This window comes from Prochlorococcus marinus str. GP2 (assembly GCF_000759885.1).
Taxonomy (GTDB): domain Bacteria; phylum Cyanobacteriota; class Cyanobacteriia; order PCC-6307; family Cyanobiaceae; genus Prochlorococcus_A; species Prochlorococcus_A marinus_J.
Map to the genome: position 1 here is coordinate 41,844 of NZ_JNAH01000005.1, position 17,439 is coordinate 59,282.

16 protein-coding genes and 1 tRNA gene are annotated in these 17,439 nt (G+C 32.7%); 9 read left to right on the plus strand and 8 right to left on the minus strand.

All coding sequences use genetic code 11. The features are described from left to right. Positions 1–41 precede the first annotated feature (41 nt). Positions 42–1,037, plus strand: coding sequence for a ribose-phosphate pyrophosphokinase (locus EU91_RS03530; protein ID WP_032524597.1), 996 nt, complete (start codon positions 42–44; stop codon positions 1,035–1,037). Between the two features lie 9 nt (positions 1,038–1,046). Here EU91_RS03530 and EU91_RS03525 read toward each other — a convergent pair whose 3' ends face one another. Both EU91_RS03525 and EU91_RS03520 read right to left on the minus strand, forming a co-directional pair. Continuing rightward, positions 1,047–1,484, minus strand: coding sequence for a hypothetical protein (locus tag EU91_RS03525; RefSeq protein ID WP_032524598.1), 438 nt, complete (start codon positions 1,482–1,484; stop codon positions 1,047–1,049). 62 nt (positions 1,485–1,546) lie between these two features. Beyond that, positions 1,547–2,089 carry a hypothetical protein gene (locus EU91_RS03520; RefSeq protein ID WP_032524599.1) on the minus strand — a complete coding sequence of 181 codons (543 nt, stop codon included), beginning with the start codon at positions 2,087–2,089 and terminating at the stop codon, positions 1,547–1,549. A 106-nt stretch (positions 2,090–2,195) separates the two neighbouring features. Here EU91_RS03520 and EU91_RS03515 point away from each other — a divergent pair, with 106 nt between their 5' ends. Beyond that, positions 2,196–3,314, plus strand: a complete 1,119-nt coding sequence (locus EU91_RS03515; RefSeq protein ID WP_032524600.1) for a histidine kinase — start codon at positions 2,196–2,198, stop codon at positions 3,312–3,314. Between the two features lie 41 nt (positions 3,315–3,355). Beyond that, a tRNA-Glu gene (locus tag EU91_RS03510) sits at positions 3,356–3,428 on the plus strand. Positions 3,429–3,444: 16 nt separating this feature from the next. On the opposite strand, the gene EU91_RS03505 is transcribed toward EU91_RS03510, so the two are convergent. Beyond that, entirely contained in the window at positions 3,445–3,981 is a 537-nt protein-coding gene (locus EU91_RS03505) for an SRPBCC family protein (RefSeq protein ID WP_032524601.1), read from the minus strand. Between the two features lie 181 nt (positions 3,982–4,162). On the opposite strand from EU91_RS03505, the gene EU91_RS03500 reads away from it, so the two are divergent. The 4 genes from EU91_RS03500 to EU91_RS03485 all read left to right on the plus strand — a co-directional run bounded on the left by EU91_RS03500 (position 4,163) and on the right by EU91_RS03485 (position 9,637). Beyond that, positions 4,163–5,305: an FAD-binding oxidoreductase gene (locus EU91_RS03500; RefSeq protein ID WP_032524602.1), complete on the plus strand. Its 1,143-nt coding sequence runs from the start codon at positions 4,163–4,165 to the stop codon at positions 5,303–5,305. Between the two features lie 110 nt (positions 5,306–5,415). After that, positions 5,416–6,939: a glucose-6-phosphate dehydrogenase gene (gene zwf, locus EU91_RS03495; protein WP_032524603.1), complete on the plus strand. Its 1,524-nt coding sequence runs from the start codon at positions 5,416–5,418 to the stop codon at positions 6,937–6,939. A 1-nt stretch (position 6,940) separates the two neighbouring features. Then, positions 6,941–8,242 (plus strand): glucose-6-phosphate dehydrogenase assembly protein OpcA, encoded by a 1,302-nt coding sequence (locus tag EU91_RS03490; RefSeq protein ID WP_032524604.1) that lies wholly within the window; start codon positions 6,941–6,943, stop codon positions 8,240–8,242. Between the two features lie 3 nt (positions 8,243–8,245). Further along, positions 8,246–9,637 carry a cobyrinate a,c-diamide synthase gene (locus EU91_RS03485; RefSeq protein WP_032524605.1) on the plus strand — a complete coding sequence of 464 codons (1,392 nt, stop codon included), beginning with the start codon at positions 8,246–8,248 and terminating at the stop codon, positions 9,635–9,637. Here EU91_RS03485 and EU91_RS03480 read toward each other — a convergent pair. From EU91_RS03480 to folD, 3 genes are read right to left on the minus strand one after another with little or no spacing between them, the layout of a single operon-like run. Further along, complete coding sequence (locus tag EU91_RS03480; RefSeq protein ID WP_032524606.1) at positions 9,634–10,113, minus strand: divergent PAP2 family protein; 480 nt, start codon at positions 10,111–10,113, stop codon at positions 9,634–9,636. The two genes, EU91_RS03485 and EU91_RS03480, sit on opposite strands and share 4 nt — an antisense overlap. Positions 10,114–10,122: 9 nt before the next feature. Further along, the gene (gene crtE / locus EU91_RS03475) at positions 10,123–11,025 is read right to left on the minus strand and encodes a geranylgeranyl diphosphate synthase CrtE (RefSeq protein WP_032524607.1); all 903 of its coding nucleotides are present in this window, start codon (positions 11,023–11,025) and stop codon (positions 10,123–10,125) included. A 37-nt stretch (positions 11,026–11,062) separates the two neighbouring features. Then, the gene (gene folD, locus EU91_RS03470; protein ID WP_032524608.1) at positions 11,063–11,959 is read right to left on the minus strand and encodes a bifunctional methylenetetrahydrofolate dehydrogenase/methenyltetrahydrofolate cyclohydrolase FolD; all 897 of its coding nucleotides are present in this window, start codon (positions 11,957–11,959) and stop codon (positions 11,063–11,065) included. A 74-nt stretch (positions 11,960–12,033) separates the two neighbouring features. On the opposite strand from folD, the gene EU91_RS03465 reads away from it, so the two are divergent. Then, on the plus strand, positions 12,034–13,506 hold the full coding sequence (locus EU91_RS03465; RefSeq protein ID WP_032524609.1) for an HDIG domain-containing metalloprotein: 1,473 nt from the start codon (positions 12,034–12,036) through the stop codon (positions 13,504–13,506). Between the two features lie 8 nt (positions 13,507–13,514). On the opposite strand, the gene EU91_RS03460 is transcribed toward EU91_RS03465, so the two are convergent. After that, a complete protein-coding gene (locus EU91_RS03460; RefSeq protein ID WP_032524610.1) occupies positions 13,515–13,907 on the minus strand; it encodes a hypothetical protein in 393 nt (130 codons plus the stop codon). A gap of 81 nt (positions 13,908–13,988) precedes the next feature. Beyond that, on the minus strand, positions 13,989–15,629 hold the full coding sequence (locus EU91_RS03455) for a 2-isopropylmalate synthase (RefSeq protein ID WP_032524611.1): 1,641 nt from the start codon (positions 15,627–15,629) through the stop codon (positions 13,989–13,991). A 226-nt stretch (positions 15,630–15,855) separates the two neighbouring features. Between EU91_RS03455 and EU91_RS03450 the strand changes: the two genes are divergently transcribed. After that, complete coding sequence (locus EU91_RS03450; protein ID WP_032524612.1) at positions 15,856–17,436, plus strand: glycoside hydrolase family 57 protein; 1,581 nt, start codon at positions 15,856–15,858, stop codon at positions 17,434–17,436. The last annotated feature ends 3 nt before the right edge of the window (positions 17,437–17,439 follow it).

Consider the following 17,439-nt stretch of genomic DNA (forward strand, 5'->3'; position numbering starts at 1 on the left):
AACGACTACGATAATAATATATTTAATTAGGTGCTAGTTTCGTGACAAGTTTTATCACGGCAGTGCAAAATAAAGAATCTAAATTTAATCTATCTAATAGTAGATTAAGGCTAGTTAGCGGAACATCAAATCCTAAATTATCCGAAGAAATTGCATCATATTTAGGGATAGAAAATGTACCTTTAATATCCAAAAAATTTGCTGATGGAGAACTTTATGTTCAGATCCAGCAATCTATTAGAGGTTGTGATGTATTTCTCATACAGCCTACATGTGCTCCCGTAAACGATAGTTTAATTGAACTTATGATTATGGTTGATGCTTGCAAAAGGGCATCTGCTAGGCAAATAACTGCTGTAATCCCTTATTTTGGATATGCAAGGGCAGATAGAAAGACTTCAGGAAGAGAATCTATTACTGCAAAACTGACAGCTAACTTACTTGAGAAATCAGGAGTAGATAGAGTTCTCGCTATGGATTTACATTCTGCTCAAATACAAGGTTATTTTGATATACCTTGCGATCATATTTACGGTTCACCTGTATTAATTGATTATTTAGATACTTTAAATTTAAATGAAGTTGTAGTTGTCTCTCCTGATGTAGGTGGGGTAGCGAGAGCAAGAGCATTTGCAAAATTAATGAAAGATGCTCCGTTGGCTATAATTGATAAAAGGAGATCAGCTCATAATATAGCTGAGAGTTTAACAGTTATTGGTGAAGTTAAAGGTAAAACAGCTATTCTCATCGACGATATGATAGATACTGGTGGGACAATTTGTTCTGGAGCTCATCTATTAAAAAAAGAGGGAGCTAATAGGATTTTCGCATGTGCTTCACATGCTGTGTTTTCTCCTCCTTCTTATGAAAGATTAAGTACCAAGGATTTATTCGAGCAAGTTATTGTTACCAACAGCATCCCAACTCTTGTTAAAAATAATTTCCCTCAATTAAAAGTCCTTTCTGTCGCAAATATGCTTGGTGAAGCTATTTGGAGAATACATGAAGAAAGTTCTGTAAGTTCAATGTTCAGGTAATCAATAAAATTATTTCTTGCTTCCTTTTACAAGTTGCTTTAACCTTTTTTCATAATCATTTTTTATATTCTTAGGAATACTTTCAGGACAAATATCAAGAGCACTTCCAACAATTTGAAATGTGCCTGCGTTATATAATTTTTTTTGGTCAAGTTTTTCATTCCCTAATTCCTTAATAGCTCCACCATGCTTACCAGTAATGACATTTGCAAAAGTAGCACTAGCAATTCCTAAACCTTTGTTAAAATCTACGTCAGCTTTTGAAGCGATACAAAGGTAAGAAGCTCCCATTTGTCTATAAAGGAAAAGATCTTTTTCAGAGGCAGCGACTAATTTTTTTTCAGCTTTAATTTGATTATTTACTGTATTAATCTCAAAAAGCGAGAAAGATATGAAAAGGCCTATACCAAGCAATTTAGAAATTCTTTTTAAATAATTAATACTCATTAAATAATAATATTTACTACAAGATAACATTTATGATTTTAATGTTTATAGCTAAATAGCACTTATTTAATAATTTTTATCTCGTGGTGATTCTCTACTATTTTCAGCTTATTTTTGTTCCATGAATATATAACCCTAAATCTATAATTATCTGAATCAACTAATCTTGTATGCTCTAGTATATACCAATCTTTATAAGAGGATTCAAAAATCATTTCGTGTTCATCCACTTGCTTAATATTTGAAATCCCCTCATTATCACTTAAATAAAAATTTTCTCTCATAAGCTGGTGCCCCTTTAAGAATGCACTCATTTCTCCTCTCTCTTTATATTGGGGATTTTCTTCAAAGAAATTGTATTTTTTTTCTGGATACCAGGTGAATTTATAGTGTGACTCCCATTCCTTTTTATTCTCAACAGCTTCTATATTTATGTTCATACATAAATTATAAGTTTTTTGTGTTTCATCAAGAAAATATGTTCTATTAGATTTCCACAATCCTATATTTCTTGAAAACCATCTTTTTAAATTGCTATTTAAACTAATTTCTGGAGAGTTGTTTTCGCCAAAATTTAAATTTTTCTTTTGATTAATAACAACCATTTATAAATAAGACTCATCTATTTAATAGCTTATTTGTAGAATAAGTATAAATATCTTAAGGTGTTCATAAGGATTAACAGCTTTTCAACACTTCAGGGCAAATCATTTGAATGATAAAAAAGAGTTAAAACTAATACTAGTTGCAGCTAGAAATCAACTTTCTAGTGGTGATATTAAGTCGCTCATAGCTTATTTAGAATCAGATGATTGTGAATTTGAGATATCTCTTCAGATCTCTGAGCCAACTGAACAGCCGGAATTACTTGAACTACACAGATTAGTTGCTATTCCCGCACTTATTAAAATTTCCCCAGCTCCAAAGCAGATATTTGCTGGAAGTAATATTTTCTCTCAGTTGCAGAAATGGTTACCAAGGTGGACACAGGAAGGCTTAACAAAAAATCTAGGGATTAATTTGCAACCATCCAAAATAGATACAATAAGAACTCAAAAAGAATTTCTTTTAGAAGACGAACTTCTTGTTTTAAGACAAGAGAATGAAACATTAACAAAAAGGATTGAATCTCAGGAAAGATTATTAAGAATGGTTGCGCATGAATTAAGAACTCCTTTAACTGCTGCTACTTTGGCTGTTCAAAGTCAAAAACTTGGACAAATAGATATTTCAAAACTACAAGAGGTAATTAAAAGACGTCTAGAAGAAATAGAACTTTTATCCCAGGATCTTTTAGAAGTGGGAACAACAAAATGGGAAGCATTATTTAATCCTCAGAAGATTGACTTAGGTAATATTAGTGCTGAAGTAATACTTGAATTAGAAAAATTTTGGAGATTAAGGAATATTGAAATTGATACTGATATTCCATCTGATCTGCCAAATGTCTTCGCAGATCAAAGAAGGATGAGACAAGTATTTTTAAATTTAATTGAGAATGCTATTAAATTTTCAAAAGACTCTGGATCTATAAAAATTACTATGATGCACAAGACAAATCAATGGGTAGAGATAACAATTTGTGACAAAGGTGCAGGTGTTCCTTTGAGTGAACAAAAAAGAATTTTTCTCGACAGAGTTAGACTCCCACAGACTTCTGAAGGAACTTCAGGATTTGGAATCGGGTTATCTGTTTGTAGAAGAATAGTACAAGTTCATGGAGGAAGAATATGGGTTGTATCTGAAATTGGTGAAGGTTCTTGCTTCCATTTTACTGTTCCTGTGTGGCAAGGACAAAACAAAGAGCAACAATACTTGACGAAAGGCTAGCCTTACTCTTAATTTTTAATAAGCTGATATGCTATTTACCTGGCCCCATCGTCTAGAGGCCTAGGACACCTCCCTTTCACGGAGGCGACAGGGGTTCGAATCCCCTTGGGGCTATTATTTAAAACTTAAACTAATCTTTTGATAATTTTGCTTGCCTATCTACTGCAAGCAGATTCTCCGAAAGATCCTTTTTTAGTCTTTTTTCTATCATACCTATAGGCATCCATTGACAACCTTGAACAGTAAGGTCGTATATTAATGAATTTTTTGGGGTATTTTTAATATTTTGAATTTTCCAACTTCCTTCAAATTTTCTGAAATCTCCTTTTATTAAATTGAATTTTAAAAGGCCATGCTCCTTATCTTCAAATAGATCGATGGTTACTTCTGCTGAAAATTTCATTCCAAGGAAATCTTGAGCACCAACTTGCTTAAGGTGGACATTATTTTTATTTTGATATATTTTTTTGCTTGATAGTAGATTTGGTATAAAGAGATTTAACCGATCATAATCTGTTAAAACATTCCACAACGAATCTAAACTAGCAGAAGTAGTTAGTTGTGCTGCAAGTCGTCTAGTTCCGTTAGAAAACTTTTCCATCGTTTGCTCAATTGTCCTGTAGTCATTGGTTTTAAAATGATCTACTGATTCTTGAGGATTATTCATAAATGAATTTTTTAATTCGATAAAAAATTATTTCTGTGTAACTATACTGTTTAAAACAACAAATATTGAAAAATAAAAATAATTTTGTTTATTTATTCCGATCTCAAAACGTAACCATTTTTGTAAAATCACTACAAATTAAACTACAAATTGATAATCTTTTATAAAAGAAATCTTAAAAATGTACTCACAAGCAAAAGTAATCGCAGGCGGATTAGCTCATATACCAGTAGTAATAGCTGTTTTTTATTTTATACTCACGACTTTCAATAAGAGAGCTTTAAAATTTGTTGAAGAATCAAAAACTAAAAAACCTGAGTCAAAAGTAGTGGAACCAAAAAAAGTTGAAGTTTCGAAAGCAGAATCTTCAAATGTAGAACCTCCAAAAACTGAAGCCCCTAAGACTGAAGAACCAAAAGTGGTAAAGAAAAAACATGCAGATGTACCAGTTAATATTTATAGGCCTAAGACTCCCTATGAAGGTACTGTAATTGAAAACTACAGTCTTCTTAAGGAAGGTGCAATTGGTAGAGTTAATCACATAACTTTTGATCTTAAAGATAGTGATCCATTCTTAAATTATGTTGAAGGTCAAAGTATAGGTATCTTGCCTGCAGGAGAAGATTCTAATGGTAAACCCCATAAATTGAGACTTTACTCTATAGCAAGCACAAGACATGGAGATAATTTTAATGGTAATACAGTTTCTCTCTGTGTTAGACAGCTTCAGTATGAAAAAGATGGAGAAACAATAAATGGTGTATGTTCTACTTACTTATGCGATATTAAGCCTGGAGATAAAGTAAAAATAACAGGTCCTGTAGGCAAGGAGATGCTTCTCCCGGATGAAGAGGATGCGAACATAGTTATGTTGGCAACTGGTACTGGAATAGCTCCTATGAGAGCTTATTTAAGAAGAATGTTCGAAGCAACAGAAAAAGAAAAAAATAATTGGAACTTTAAAGGGAAAGCTTGGCTATTTATGGGTGCCCCTAAATCAGCTAATTTGTTATATGAGGAAGATTTACAGAGATATCTTGTTGATTATCCAGATAATTTTAAATATACAAAAGCTATTAGTCGTGAGCAGCAAAATACAAAAGGTGGAAGAATGTATATTCAAGACAGAGTTTTAGAATCAGCAAACGAGCTTTTCAATATGATTGAAGATGAGAAGACACATATTTATCTTTGTGGATTAAAGGGCATGGAACCAGGAATAGATGAAGCTATGACAAAGGCGGCTGAAGAAAAAGGCTTGAACTGGTCAGAATTAAGACCTCAATTAAAAAAAGCAGGAAGATGGCACGTAGAAACTTACTAAATGTTTGATATTTAAATTAAAGTTTCACCAACTAAATACTTTTTGGTTTAGACACAATTTGTAGCTAATTTAAGAAAAAAAGAGGATTTTAAAAAAAGAATACTAAAAATATGACTTCAACTTTAAGTAATCCTCTAAGACTAGGTTTACGGCAGGAAAGAGTCATTTCTCCACAATGCTTAGTAATATTTGGTGCTAGTGGAGACCTTACTCATAGAAAATTAATACCAGCCTTATTTGAACTCTTTTTGCAAAGAAGAATTCCTAGTGAATTTGGAATAGTTGGTTGTGCTCGAAGAACTTGGTCTGATAATGAGTTTAGAGAAAAGATGAAAGTAAAGCTTTCCAATCAAATATCTGGTAAAGAAAGTGAGTGGGAACAATTTTCTAATTATCTTTTCTATGAGCCAGTTGACTTACAACAAAGTGATCATGTCGTAAGGCTTTCTAAAAGATTAAATGAAATTGATAAAACACAAGCTACTCATGGGAATAGAACATTTTATTTATCAGTATCTCCGAATTTCTATGCAAGTGGATGTAAAGCTCTAAAAGCAGCTGGCCTTTTAAATGATCCTAAGAAAAGTCGTTTAGTGATTGAAAAACCTTTTGGAAGAGATTATTCAAGTGCAAAGAAATTGAATAAAATCGTTCAAAGTTGTGCTGAAGAAAGTCAGATTTATAGGATTGATCATTACTTAGGTAAAGAGACAGTTCAAAATATTCTTGTTTTGAGGTTTGCTAACACTATTTTTGAACCCATCTGGAACAGAAATTATATATCAAGTGTTCAAATTACTTCATCTGAAACAGTGGGTGTTGAAGATAGAGCAGGTTATTACGAAAGCTCTGGTGCTTTAAGGGATATGCTTCAAAATCATATGACTCAAATGCTTGCTGTTACTGCTATGGAACCTCCTGGAAAGTTTGAACCAGAAGCAATAAGAAATGAAAAAGCTAAGGTTCTTCAAGCTTCAAAACTTGCAGACGAAAATAAACCTTGGAATTGTTGCATAAGAGGTCAATATGGAGAGGGAGGAAATATTTCAAATCGACTCAAAGGATATAGGCAGGAAGAGGGCGTTAATTGTAATAGCACAACAGAAACTTATATTGCGGCAAAAGTTTTCGTTGATAACTGGCGTTGGCAAGGCGTTCCTTTTTATTTGAGAACTGGGAAAAGACTACCCAAAAGACTTGGAGAAATAGTCTTGACTTTTAAAGATGTTCCTGTTCATTTATTTGAATCAACAATAATAAATCCTGCCCCAAATCAACTTATCCTTAGAATTCAGCCAAATGAAGGTGCTACTTTCAAATTTGAGGTAAAATCTCCAGGGTCTGGAATGAAATCAAGACCTGTTGAGATGGAATTTTCTTATGACGAATCATTTGGAGAACCCTCAGATGAAGGCTATGTAAGATTATTAGCTGATGCAATGCTTTCTGACCCAACCCTATTTACTCGAAGTGATGAAGTAGAGGCAGCCTGGAAACTTTATACGCCATTAATAGAATTGATGGATAATTCTCCTTGGAAGTTGCCTATTTATAACTATGAATCTATGACGTGGGGACCTCCTGAGTCTGATCAATTACTTTCAAAAGATAATATTTTCTGGCGTAGACCCTAAAATGAAACCTCAACTAACACTCCAAACCCCATTAGAGCTTCCTTATCAGGAAATTTCTAATTACCTTAATAAATTATGGATTTCAGAAGATAAAGATAATACTGGAGCTAATACATTTACATTAATGGTCTGGCAGCCTGCTTGGCTTGAACAATGTTTGGTTCAAAAAGGATTAGTAAATGGACCAATTACTGGAAATTTAAGTACAGAGATAATTGAAGTTGCAAAAAATTTTATATTAGATCAAGGACTTCCTATCAATACTTCCCTTAATAGTGAAGAATTATTGAATTTGTTGAAGGAAAATTTATCTAATAAAGACATTGAAGACTTTAGAGGACAATTTTTTGAATCATCAATAAGTACATTGAATCCAAGAAGATTAATAACTCTAGCGCCAACGATAAATAAAAATTCAGATATCAAAACTTTTGTATCAGCTTACTGTCCATTAAGTGATACTCCAGCTATTCAACCTATATGTGGGGATTTAGTTGTTATTAGGGGGGACTCAGCCTCAATATCCAATAAAGGATTAAAAATAATTGATGAATTATTTATTCATGAATTACCTTCATGGTTGTGGTGGAACGGAAGCTTGGATGAATCGCCTGAAATCTTCGAATCTTTTGCTAATTATGGACTAAGGTTAATAATTGATTCTGCTCTTGGATCGCCTAAGAGATGTTTAAAAGTTTTAGATCAATTAAATAATTCAAATAAAGCTATTAATGATTTGAATTGGGTTAGGTTAAAAAATTGGAGAGAATCATTAGCAATGATTTTTGATCCGCCTTCGAGAAGACCAATTTTAGATCATATTACTGATATTGATATTGATATCGCAGGAGATCATATTATTCAAGCTTTGTTTTTGATCTCATGGATTAGCGATAAACTTGGTTGGTCTTTTCTAAGAGTTGATAGGGATACAGAATCAACAAAAATAGAGTTTGAAAGAATTAATGGCGAAATAATTTCTACATCAATTAATCCCTTATCTTTAGGGAATCCAAGTATTCATTTAGGACAAGTAATTGGATTGAGGTTGATTTCAAAAATTAGTGAGGTTCAAAAAAATAATACTTGTGTAATACTTGGCTGTGAATCAGTGGAATGTATGAGACTTGAAGCAGGGGGAATGGCTAATATGGAATTAATAGAACAAGTTGTTCCAAATTCTTTTTTTTCATCAGAGTATGATGTAAGTAAATTATTGGGAAGTAGTAGAGGTAATACTAGTCCTCTTTTTGAAAATTCTATTAAAATAGCTCTTCAAATATTTAATGGTTTTACAAACTAATAAATGCCTTGTGTAATATCTTCTCCTTCAACTGATAGTGGCAAAACTACATTATCGCTTTTGATATCTTGTTGGGCGTTTTCAAAAGGTATAAAGGTACAAACTTTCAAGGTTGGCCCAGATTATCTTGATCAACAACAACTTAGTTCAATTGGCCAACCTATTTGTAGGAATTTAGATATTTTTTTAAGTGGTGAGGATTGGGTTCAAGAAAGTTTTTTAAAACATTCTTTGAAATATGAATTCTCATTAATTGAAGGAGCAATGGGCCTATTTGATGGATTAGGGTCGACGACCTATTCCAGCACAGCAGATATATCTAAACTTCTCAATACCCCAGTAATTTTTATTGTTAATGCGAGAGGTCAAGTAGCTTCTCTTTTGGCTACTGTTCGAGGTTTTAAAAATTTCGATAGTGAGTTGTTAATATCTGGAATTATATTTAATAACGTTAATTCAGATAGACATAAAAAATTAATCAAAGAAGTGTTTAAAAATGAAGACATCGAAATTCTCGGTTTTTTACCATCTGATTCAAAAATAACTTTAAATAAAGCTAATTTAGGTTTGGTATCTCCATTGGACAATAGTAAAGAAATTGATGTTGAATATTTTGCAAATTTTGCCGAACAAAATCTTGATGTGTTTTCTCTTATTAAATTTCTGAAATCTCCTCAAAAGAAAATATTTAATTCTGTCAGTTTTGCAGATTTTAAAATAGACAGAGGTAAACCTATTGCGATTGCAGAAGATAAAATATTTCATTTTCAATACCCTGAAACTAGAGAGTTTTTGGCTGAAATTGGCATACCATTGATTTCATGGAGTATTTATGATGATGAAGAAATACCTAATGAGGCTTCTTCTTTAATTATTCCTGGGGGGTTCCCTGAAAAATATGCTGATCATATAAGTAACTCCATAAAAAGCTTAAATTCGTTAAGGAAATTCCGCAAAAATGGATTTATATATGCAGAGTGTGGAGGGATGATGATTTTAGGAGACTTTATAAAAGATGAAAATGGCAATAATCATAAAATGAGTGGCATCCTACCTTTTAGATCCAAAAAAAGTAAACTCTCAGTAGGTTATCGATACATTGAGGGTTTAAAAGATACTCCGATCATTAAACAAAATCAATTAATTAGAGGACATGAATTTCATTATTGGGAAATTGAAAACAATTTATCTGAACTTGATTTAAGAAAAGCTGAGTATAAGAAGAAACTGCCTTCTCCTTGGAAAATTAAATCTTGGAAAACTAAATACAAAAATGAAGGTTTTTTTGATGAAAAATTACATGCAAGTTGGATTCACTTACATATGCCAAGTTCTCGTGAAGTCGCAAAAAATTTCATAGATGCTACCCAAATTAGCTTTTCAAAGGATTGCTAGTTAACTATAAAATCAAATATTTTGAGAGGAGAACCTAAAAAAAACATTCCAGGCAAAGTGATTAATGGCCCTAAAAAACTTCCCACCATGACCTCAGTTTTTGTGTGGCCCAGGGTTTCTTTTAAAAGTAATTCTGATTGAGGGTCTAGTTTCTTTGATAGTTTATTGATTTCTGCAGCTTGAATCCCAGCTGATTTTCGAACACCACTAGCGTCATACATAACTATTAGTGCTACAGCAACTGATAATGCGAATATTGAGCTATCAAATCCTAATTCATAACCTATACCAGATGCAGCACCAGTTATTAAGGCGGAATGACTCGAAGGCATACCACCTGTCTCGAGCATAATTCCAAATCTTATCTCGCCAGTTGAAAAAAAATTGAATAAAATTTTGAAAAATTGAGCTACTAAACAGGATAATAAACTCCAGAAAAGTACTGAATTATTAAAAAAGGAAAAAAACTCAGACATAAATTTTTATTAACTGTCTCTATTTGTAATAAAGTCGGCTAAGGATATTAAATACTTTGCATCTACACCCCAAGGTTCAATTGCTTTTTTTGCTTTTTCAACTAAATCAAACGCTCTTTTCTTTGACTCCTCCATTCCAAGTAGTTTAGGGTAAGTAGTCTTGTCAGCTAAAAGATCTTTCCCTGCAGTTTTACCAAGCTTTTCACTGCTGGAAGTTAAATCAAGAATATCATCTATTATTTGGAAGGCTAAACCAATTCCCTCTGCGTATGTTGTTAGGGCTTGTAATAATTTTTCGTTAGCGCCTGCTATCATCGCGCCTGTTCTTACGCAAGCCTTTAATAAAGCTCCAGTCTTATGAAGATGAATATATTCGAGAGTTTCAAGGTCAACTTCTTTGCCTTCGCATTCCAAATCAACAACTTGTCCCCCGACTAGGCCTGGTGCACCAGCAACTAGTGATAATTCGCCTACTACATTCAATAATCTATTTGGATCGACTCCAGGGCTTCTTAAAGAGACCATTTCAAAGGCCCTGGTTAATAAAGCATCACCTGCAAGAATAGCTATTGCATCTCCATATACTTTATGATTTGTCGGCCTACCTCTCCTCAAGTCATCGTTATCCATAGCGGGCAGATCATCATGAATCAAGGACATTGTATGGATCATTTCTATTGCTACTGCAGTTGGAACAGCAAGAGAGGGTTCTCCACCAGCTAGTGAGCAAGATGCTAAACATAAAATTGGACGTATTCTTTTCCCTCCTGCTAAAAGGGAATATCTCATTGATTCCCTAAGTATTTCTGGATTTTCAGGACCTAGAGAGAAATCAAGTGCTTCTTCTACTAACTTTTTCGTGCTTTTAAGATATTTTTCAAAATCAGAAATACTATTTATAACTTCAGTCATTTTATCCCTTTAGTAAAAAATTTTTTCATCGTGGAGTTTATGGCAAAAGGTCATTAAGAGTTGATGATAAACCAAATTGTTTTTGCCAGCTAAAAATAGTATTTACAAGTAACATTGTTACTGTCATTGGCCCAACACCTCCTGGTACAGGTGTGTAAGCAAATACTTTAGAAATGACATCTTCTAATAATACATCGCCACATAATCTGGTTTGATTTTTATCGGAACTTTTTAATCTATGTATTCCAACATCAATAATTACTGCTCCTTCTTTCACAAAACTCGAATCTACAAGATTAGGTTTTCCTGCAGCCGCAATAAGAATGTCGGCTTCCTTACAAACTTTATTCAAATTTGAAGTTTTTGAATGAGTCATTGTTACCGTGCCATTTAGATTCAACAACATAAGCGATAGGGGTTTCCCAACAAGCAAACTTCTTCCGATGACAACAATTTTCTTACCTTCAATTGTAATATTATGGGATCTTAATAAATTAATAATTCCTGCTGGTGTGCATGATCTCATCGCAGGCTCATTTTTCACTAATTTGCCGATGTTTATCTCATTTAACCCATCTACATCTTTGCTTGGATTGATATAACTTATTAGTCGTTGCTCATCAAACTTCTCTGGGATGGGGAGTTGAAGCAACATTCCATCAATATCCTTATCAAAGTTTAGTTTTTTTATCAATTGTTCAACCTCTTTTTGATCTACATTATCTTTAAGATGAAAAATGAAGCTCTTTATCCCAACCCTTGAACATGCTTTTTCCTTATTGTTTACATAAACACCACTCGCGGGATCTTCACCTATTCTTATAACTGCTAAACCAGGAGCTCTTTTTGCATTTTTTTTATTACCAGAAATATAGTTATTCAATCTTTCCTCAATTTCAAGAGATAATTTTTTACCGTCTAATTTTAATGACATTTTGAAAAAATTCTTCTTTTTATATCTAGCATGCCTATAATTTTAAAACTATTCAAATAGATTATTTATAATCTGTGCAAAACATTACAACGTCCGTAAGAAAATTGTTTTATCTGTGGAAAAGGAGTCAAGTTCCACTTAAGAATCCAACAAGAATTTCAAAGATTGATAATCTCATAATTTTTTTAATATGCATTTTAATTTCAATAATTTCTTCTTATAAATTACTTCTTATTTCTCCTCTAAGTATCTCAGATATTTTTTCTTGGCTTTTGACATTTACTGAAGCACTTATTAGCTCCTGGATTTTGATATTAGTTTCTAAAAAAGAGAATCCTACAATTTCTTCAATACAGATCATCTTAGTCATTACTCTTCTTTTGGCAGTGCAAGCTGCAAAATTAGTCTTAGTTTCAACCATAAGTCCATTATCTTTGATAATTCCACCAGCATTAATAATATCTCAAGGATTGGGAAGCATAACGGCTTTAACTTGGGTATCAATAGCAAGTTTTATTTGGCCTGAACCACAAGTTGCTATTAATAATAATTTATTTTTTATTTTATTAGTTTGCGCTTCTGTAGTATCAGTACTTGGAGGAAGAATAAGAAGTAGAGCACAGTTACTTCAACTATCAATTTTTCTTCCCATAGGATCATTCTTTAGTCAATGGATATTAATAGGTGAAGATAAAATATCTCTTATTGAAAAGCAAGAATTTGTTTTTGCAAATGGCGAAATATTTTCAGATTCTTTGTTATTGGCAATAGTAATGCTTTTTACTATTTTATTTATTCCAATTTTTGAGTCAATATTTGGACTATTAACTAAAGCTAGATTACTAGAATTGGCTGATAAAGAGAAACCTCTCATAAGAAGATTGTCTATAGAAGCTCCTGGTACTTTTGAACATACCTTACTTATATGTGGTTTAGCAGAAGAAGCAACAAGAATGATTGGTGGTGATGTTGATCTAGTTAAAACTGGAGCACTATATCATGATGTTGGTAAATTACATGCCCCTAATTGGTTTATTGAAAATCAAGATGGTGCAAATAATCCACATGATGAAATAGATGATCCTTTAAGAAGTGCAGAGGTATTACAGGCACATGTTGATGAAGGTTTAAGGTATGCAAGAAAAAATAGACTACCAAAACCAATAGTTAATTTTATTCCAGAACATCAAGGTACTCTTAAAATGGGTTATTTTTTTCATAAGGCTAAAGAAAAAAATATGAAGATTAATGAAAATGATTTTAGATACAATGGTCCTGTTCCTCAGTCAAAAGAAACAGCTATTTTAATGCTAGCTGATGGATGTGAAGCAGCATTAAGAGCTATGGATATTAGTGCATCTGATAGCGAAGCTTTAGAAATAATATCTAAAATTATTTTTTCTAGACAAAAAGATGGTCAATTAGATCATAGTAATTTATCTAAGGGAGAAATTTTTTTAATAAAAAGGGCATTCTTAAATGTATGGAAAAGAATTAGACATAGAAGAATTCAATATCCAACTACTAATAATAATACTTTTTCTTAATTTTTAATTTATAGCCTAATACTTCTTCGATGTTTTGGATTACACCAATATAGAAGAGCTAACGTACTCAATAATGTTATTAAAAGAGTAAACCCACCAATACCAAAAATGTCTTGAAGAGTTATGAGCCTCACTACTGAATAAGGGCCCGTACCAGAAATTACCATTGATAGAGATACTAGAGTTAAAGTTACTCCCCATTTTCTCTCTGCAAGAAGAGCTGCTGAAGAAACTATTCCAACGATCGCAGCAGGCCATCCGAGACTTATAGCAAGAGTTATATTTGCGACTTTTAGTGGAGGTCCATAACTTATTATTAATGCGATTATCGGAAGTGCAATTATATTGCTGATCAATCCAACCCACGAAAGTGCCCAATATCCTAGTAGCCTTTCTCTCATTATTTACTACTTTAACTATTTATTAAATCTACAGTATTAAGAGGCTATTTTTAGTTCTACTTAATAATCCTAAGAAATTATTCAATTTGCGGGATTAGATAGGGATGTTTTCTCGGAGTTTTCTAAAGTATCAAATTGTGGGTGAATTGAATTTTTTTTCTCAGAAAATATAAGCCTATTTAAAGCATTAACATAAGCATTAGCCGCAGCAACTACAACATCCGTGTCAGCAGAGTGGCCAGAATATATCTTGTTATTCCTTCTTATTCTTATTGTTACTTCGCCCAAAGCATCAATACCTTCAGTTACCGACTTTACAGAAAATTCAATTAATTCATTAGGAACTTTAGCTAATTTATTTAAAGCCTCGCACACAGCATCAACAGGTCCAGTACCTATTGATACAGAAGTATTCTCAGTATGATCTTCCGTGTTTAAAAGCGTGATGGTGGCTGTAGGTTTAGATGCATTGCCACAACTTACTTGTACAAGACTTAATTGAAATTTTGCTTCTGGAAGCTGTACTTGTTCACTTACAATTGCTTCTAAATCTCTATCAGTAATTTCTCTTTTCCTATCAGCTAAATCCTTAAAACGTGCGAAAGCATCATTTAAGTCTTCCCTGCTCAAATCATACCCCATCTCTTCTAATCTTGCTCTTACAGCACTTCTTCCACTAAGTTTTCCCAATGATATTTTGTTGTCACTCAAACCAACAGTTTTTGCATCAATAATTTCATAAGTTAACCTATTTTTTAAGACCCCATCCTGATGAATGCCCGACTCATGTGCAAAAGCGTTAGCTCCCACAATTGCTTTATTAGGTTGAACAGTCATTCCAGTGAGGTTGGAAACAAGCCTAGAGGTTTTTGTTATTTCTTCTGTTCTTATGGCTGTGAGAGGAGTAGGTGAATCTGGATTCCTATTGAAAAAACTATTAAAAAAGCTTTTCCTAACATGTAATGCCATTACTAATTCCTCTAAAGAGGCATTCCCGGCTCTTTCACCAATTCCATTAATCGTACATTCTAGTTGTCTTGCTCCATTTTTTACTGCCTCAAGAAAATTGGCAACTGCTAAACCTAAATCATTATGACCATGAACCGAGATTACTGCCTCATCAATATTTGGAACATTTTTATTTATATCGGCAATTAATTTACCAAATTCACTAGGAGTTGTAAATCCAACAGTATCAGGGATATTTATTGTTGTGGCCCCTGCAGAAATTGCTAGTTGAATTACTTCATATAAAAAATCAGGATCACTCCTAGAGGCATCTTCACAAGAAAACTCAATATCATCTACCAATGATTTTGCATAATTAACCATTTCCGGAACAATTTGCAAAACATCTTTTCTGGATTTTTTAAGTTTATGTTTAAGGTGAATATCACTTGTTGCAATAAAAGTATGTATTCTTTTCTTAGGGGCTGGACTTACTGCTTCATAACATGATTTTATATCACCTTTGGAAGCTCTAGCTAAACCGCATATTATTGGACCATTTTCTTTCCCTACAGCATCAGCAATTTTATTAACAGCTTTAAAATCTCCAGGACTTGCAAAAGGGAATCCTGCCTCAATAACATCTACCCCTAGTCTCGCTAATTGATGAGCGATAGCAAGCTTCTCTTCAAGATTGAGACTGGCACCAGGAGATTGCTCTCCATCTCGAAGAGTTGTATCAAAGATCAATATTCTTCCAGGATCTTTGGACATTAAGTAGGAATCAATAATCTTATATTAAGCTAATAAAAAAAAATTGACTAGATTTTATTCAACAATAAAACTCACTGCATGCTTATTACTTAATAATATTGGTTAAAATTCTGAAAAAAAAAATAAAAAACTTTAAATATAAAGTATTCTTTTAAGATTAAAGTCTACTTTTATAAAAGGTTAATTTTGATTTTTATATAATTTCAGTCTTAAATTAGCAAGAAGTATGAATGGGCAATACCAAAAAAATATTTTAGGCCAGTTAGCGATAGTTCTACATGCTCATCTTCCTTATGTCAGAAAAAATGAAAAAAATTCATTAGAAGAGGACTGGTTATTTCAGGCCATATTGGAATGTTATATACCATTACTTCAATCAATAGAAACTTCTAAAAATGAAAATCCTTTAAATACAAAACTTACCATTAGTTTGTCTCCAACCTTATTATCACTTCTAGATAATAAACAAATTCAAGAAACTTTCCCTAGCTGGATTAAAACAAGGATTGATTTTTTAAATGAACTGCCACATGAAGAAAAAAATTTCTCTGCATTTTTATTGAAAAATCTTAATGAAACAAACATATATTGGGAAAAATGTTCTGGAAATTTAATTGAGAAGTTTAGAGTTTTGAATAACTCTGGAAATTTGGATATTCTTACTTGTGCAGCTACACATGGGTATTTGCCAATTCTCAGGGAGAATCCTGAAACTGTTAAAGGTCAAATTAATACAGCCATAAGGAGTCATGAAAATATTTTTGGAACTAAGCCTTTAGGTATTTGGTTACCTGAATGTGCATATTATGAAAATTTAGATGAAATACTATTTAATTCTGGTATTAGATACGCAATATTAGATGGTCATGGAATTTTAAATTCCACACCAAGGCCTAGGTACGGTGTATACGCACCAATCTGCTCAAAAAAAGGAGTTGCATTCTTCGGAAGAGATAGTGAGTCAACCTTGCCCGTTTGGTCTGCCAAAGATGGATTCCCTGGCGACAAAGTTTATAGGGAATTTCATAAAGATTTAGGCTGGGAACTACCTATTTCTGAGCTCCAAAAGAAAGGTATTTCAACCAAAAGACCCCTGGGTTTAAAGTTTCATAAGATTACTGACAATAAATTGCCATTAGGGGAAAAGGATTTTTACTTAGAAAATGAAGCCAAAAAAAAGGCTTTAGAACATGCTGACGCATATCTTCTTGCGAGATTAAAACAATTAGAAAAAATAACTTTATCCTCTTCCTTTAAGCCTTTATTGGTAGCTCCATTTGATGCGGAGTTATTTGGTCATTGGTGGTATGAAGGACCTTTTTTTATTGAAAATATTTTAAAGAATTCAAGTAAATATTCAATTAAGCTTACAAGCTTAAAAGAATTCTTACTCCAAAAGCCAAGTCTTCAAATTTGTGATCCATCTCCATCAAGTTGGGGTCAAGGAGGTTTCCATAATTACTGGATTAATGATTCAAATGCATGGATCGTTCCAGAAATCACAAAAGCAGGCGCAACTTTTATTGATTTATGCTCTAAAAATTTTAATAATGATTTATCTCCAAGACTTTTAAAGCAGGCAGCAAGAGAATTACTTCTCTCTGAATCCTCTGATTGGAGTTTTATCCTAAGAGCTGGAACGACAACCGAACTAGCAAAAGAGAGAATAGAAAGACACTTGTTTAGATTCTGGAAATTGGTTGATATGATTAAAAAACGTTCTAATATTAATTTAAAATTTCTTGAAGATATTGAGGAAGAAGATAACCTTTTCCCAGATATTAATATTGATGATTGGCGAAAATAAAAA